We start from the raw sequence: 4633 nt of genomic DNA on the forward strand, positions 1-4633 counted from the left end.
CAGTCCGATGACGAAATTGCCTTTCATCTGAGTGACGAACGCTTCGTCCAGGGCGAATACATTTCCATCCGCAACGGAGACGTGATGCGTCCCTACCGGATCATCCTCGTGGAAAAGCCATAACCAGTCAATGTCGATTGAAGGGGTTACTGCCATGACCTATAGAACCATACTCGTCAACCTCAACATAGACGGCCCGGTTGCGCCGCTCATTGATTTCGCCATCGACTTGGCAACACGCTTCAACGCGCACCTGGTTGGCTTTTCGGCAGCCGACATTGCCCTTCCGATCGCGGCACCCGAAGCAATGATAGACGGCGAGACAATGGGTCATCAACGGGAGGAAATTGAAGAGCGCATTAAAAAAATGCGTCACCAGTTCGAGAGCGCTGCAGGGACCAATGTCTCGCGCGAATGGCGCGATGGTGTCGCCAATCCAACCCGGCTTGTTATAGAGATGTCAAGGGTGGCCGACCTGATCGTCACGGGGTGCGAAGACGATTTCACCCTCGGTCACTCCGAGCGCTTCATCAATTTGGGCAATCTCATACTCCAAGCTGGTCGGCCCGTCCTCGTGGCCGCAAAGGACGCTAAACGCTTCTTCACCAATACCGCACTGATTGCGTGGAAGGACACGCGCGAGGCGCGCCGCGCTGTTGTCGATGCCCTTCCACTGCTGTGCCAGGCGAACGAAGTCGTGGTCGTGACGGTCGACAAGGAGACAGACATTCTCGCACAGGAAAGCATGAGCGATGTTCTCGCATTCCTCCGCCGGCATGGCGTAACGGCAAGCAGCAAAATCATCGAGAATAAACACGAGAGCGAAAGCCTTGTTCGTTTCGCCAAGCAAATGGGCGCGGAACTCGTCATCTCAGGCGCGTACGGCCATAGCAGGGTGCGGGAATTGATTTTTGGCGGCGTCACCCGTTCCCTACTCGCAGAAGACGGTTTCAGTCGTTTCTTGTCGAGCTGAAGAACCAGCCAAATCAGGATGCCGGTTGCAGATCGAGTGTCGCCAGCATAGCCCGGTATCCGAGGGATGGGGGGCGCCGAAAATCCGAACTCTCGGCACATTGCCAGCGTCCTTTTATTCTCGCTGATGATGAGCCCTTCAACCCATTTTGCCCCGTCAGCCTTGGCAAAATCGATCAACGCCCTGCCGGGGCCACGTCCTTGCAAGTCGGTTCTGACAGCACTGCCTAGGATTGCCCCTGCGTAATCTCCATATGGCTTGCGCTACATCATGCACGCTTAGCCACTTCATCGGTGCTCGTCATCAAATGTCGTTGTCTCTGTGCAAACTTGATACGGATCAATGCTACCGGCCGAGGGAATCGGTAAGAGCTCCGACTGTGGGTTCTTCTTTGACGCGGAAGCTGTGCATCGAATGCTATTCAAACAGGCACAACATTATGGAAGTCCTGATAGACTCGGCGTCGCCGACCCCTATTGGTCCCGCCCTGCCGACAAGTTGATCAGCGAACTCGCGACAACGGCAAAGGGACTTTCCACGATAGAAGCAGGGAAAAGACTGACTGCCGTTGGTCCCAATTCTTTTACCGAGGCCTCCAATACAACTGCGATAGCCACTCTGGCACGCCAGTTTCGAAGCCCACTCGTTCTTATCCTTGTCTTTGCAGCTGGTGTGTCGGCCGCCCTCGGCGAAGCGCATGAATCTATCATTATTACCACCATCGTCCTCGCGAGTTGTCTATTGAGCTTTACCCAGGAATACGGTGCCTCGAAAGCGGTACAGGCCTTGAAAGAGGTGGTTGCCCGCAAGGCGACGGTAATGCGGGACGGGGCAGAACTCAGCGTTTTGGCGAATGACCTCGTACCGGGGGATATCCTCCATCTTTCGGCGGGAAGCCTTATTCCCGCAGACGGTATCGTTCTGGAAGCTCGCGACTTCAATGTGAGCGAGTCGGCGCTCACAGGCGAAACTTTTCCGGTAGTGAAATCGCCAGGTCTATCGGGCGCCGGAGCAGGCCTTGCATCCCGCAACAACAACGTTTTTACAGGAACATCAGTTCGCAGTGGGACCGCGACGGTCCTCGTGGTCAAGACTGGGGGGAAAACTGAATTTGCCAGCATCGCCGCTGTGATCGAGCGGCAAATTCCGGAAACCGAATTTGCAAGAGGCATCCGTCGATTCGGGTATCTCATGACTGAAATCATGCTGGCGATCGTGATCCTGGTCCTGTTCGCGAACCTGCTTCTCCATCGTCCACTGATCGATTCCCTGCTCTTTTCCCTGGCCCTGGCGGTAGGGCTCACGCCCGAACTTTTGCCAGCGATTATAAGTGTTACCCTCGCACGAGGGGCCCGCGCGATGGCGAAGGCTGGCGTCGTGGTCAGACGGCTCGATGCGATCGAGAACCTTGGCAGCATGGATCTGCTTTGCACCGACAAGACGGGAACTCTCACGGAAGGCGTCATCCATCTGGACGGTTGTCTCGACGTGGAGGGAAAAGAGTCGCTGCAGGTCGCAATCTGGGCCCAGCTGAATGCAGCGCTCCAGACCGGACTGAGGAACCCTCTCGACGAGGCTATCGCTAACGCGGAATGCGCAACGGACTGCCTTTCGCGCTATTCCAAAGTCGATGAGATTCCTTACGACTTTATTCGCAAGCGTTTGTCCGTGATCGTCCGTGAGTTGGAGACAAACGAGAATCTGGTCATCTGTAAAGGTGCCGTCCAGAATATCTTGGAGGTTTGCACATCCGTTCTGGCCAGTAAGGGTTTGCAACCGATCGACACCAGCATTCGAACAGACATTGAGACGAGATTTAAGACGTGGAGCGGTCAAGGCTATCGCGTACTTGGCCTTGCGATCCGGCGGCTCAGTCCGGATCGGACGTTGAAGCGGCAAGATGAAACAGATCTGTGCTTTGCTGGCTTTCTGCTTTTCCTCGATCCGCCAAAGCAAGACATGGCGCAAACGCTGGCCTCGCTGGCCGAAAGAGGCATCGGCATAAAGGTCATCACCGGAGACAACCGTTACGTAGCAGCCCATCTTGCTGAAACGATCGGTCTTGATCACAAAAACATTATTACAGGTCAGGAGTTGGCGCGCATGACCAAAAGCGCCCTTTTCGCACTTGCATCGAAAACAGACCTGTTTGTCGAGATCGACCCCAACCAGAAAGAGCGGATTGTCGAAGCGCTGCAACACCGGGGCCATATCGTCGGATATCTTGGCGACGGTATTAATGATGCCCCTGCCCTGCACGCTGCCGATGTTGGCATTTCCGTAAGCAGCGCGGTAGACGTTGCGCGCGAGGCGGCCGACATTATCCTGCTGAAGCGCGATCTTGGAGTACTCGGCCGTGGAGTCGACGACGGCCGCAAGACCTTCGCCAATACAATGAAGTACATATCCATAACAACCAGCGCCAATTTCGGCAATATGGTCAGCATGGCGTTGGCTTCGCTGTTTATGCCGTTCCTTCCCCTGCTCGCAAAACAGATATTGCTGAACAATTTCCTGTCGGACTTGCCCTCGCTTGCAATCTCGACCGACAACGTGGATCAGGATCAGACAACAAAACCAAGGCATTGGGACATTGCCTTCATCCGACGTTTCATGTTGATCTTCGGGCTCGTCAGCAGCTTTTTTGATTTCGTTACATTCGGATTTTTGATTTTAGTGGCGCACGCGTCCGCTCAAACTTTCCAGACTGCCTGGTTTATCGAGTCCCTTATCACCGAGCTGACAATCGTCCTTATTGTTCGTACGAGAATGCCGTTTTGGCAAAGTCGGCCAAGCGCTCTCCTCCTCTGGCTGACGGCAGGCACTTTCTTGGTTGCTATTGCGACACCTATATTGCCGTACGCGGCTTGGTTCGGTTTCGTGCCACTCCCGCTGCCGATAATGGCAGGGCTCTTTTTCATCACGATAATGTATCTCATTGCTTCCGAGGCCACGAAGCATTGGTTCTTTTCTGGAACACATTCCCGTTCTCTAACGATGACTGCGAAAATGCATCCGGGACAACACCGCGTTCGGTAAAACAATGCCAGCTCTTCGGCCCAGTTTCTTGTTGAGTTTCCAGAGATTTTCCTGCTCTCTAACCTCCATTGGCAGCAATGAAGGGTAATCGCAGTAAAATGCCTGCACGTGATATACCCGGCCTCCGTGGACGGTTCCTGCAAGCTGTTCTCTCCTCGCGGTTCGAGGGGATAAGTGGCTACCTCCTTGCTTCTGCAGCTGTACTGATTGCTATGCTTATTCGATGGGCCATGACGGATCTGCTTCAGGATCGCGCGATCTTTATCATGTTTATTCCCTCAATTCTCGTCGCTTCGATTGCAGGAGGAATCGGGCCGGGATTAGCGGCTGTCAGCTTATCGTTGATATCGGCGCTGTACTTGGGTGGAGAGCAGTTCGATCAGACGGAAAACGTGGTTGAATTTGGTATACTCATCATCATCGGCTTTGTCATCGCCTGGATGGGGGGACTGCTGCATCACGCAAGAAGGATTACCGATAAAACCGTTAGCGATCTCGACGCTCGGGAAGCGCATCTCCGGTCGATCCTGGACACTGTACTCGATGCAACGGTCGTCATTGAAAAGGATGGAACGATTACGTCTTTCAGTGCGGCAGCCGTGCGCCAGTTCGGCTACACCG

Annotated in this window: 3 protein-coding genes; all 3 read left to right on the top strand. The window is 54.3% G+C overall.

What is annotated here, in order from left to right:
* Positions 1 to 154 precede the first annotated feature (154 nt).
* Positions 155 to 973 (top strand): universal stress protein, encoded by an 819-nt coding sequence (locus AAAB35_RS06895; protein WP_340667466.1) that lies wholly within the window; start codon positions 155 to 157, stop codon positions 971 to 973.
* 414 nt (positions 974 to 1387) lie between these two features.
* Positions 1388 to 4012, top strand: a complete 2625-nt coding sequence (gene mgtA, locus AAAB35_RS06900) for a magnesium-translocating P-type ATPase (RefSeq protein ID WP_340667467.1) — start codon at positions 1388 to 1390, stop codon at positions 4010 to 4012.
* Positions 4013 to 4242: 230 nt separating this feature from the next.
* A partial coding sequence (locus AAAB35_RS06905; RefSeq protein WP_340667468.1) for a PAS domain S-box protein occupies positions 4243 to 4633 on the top strand: 391 nt, incomplete at its 3' end.

Origin of the sequence: Phyllobacterium sp., assembly GCF_037994425.1 — a bacterium.
Taxonomy (GTDB): domain Bacteria; phylum Pseudomonadota; class Alphaproteobacteria; order Rhizobiales; family Rhizobiaceae; genus Phyllobacterium.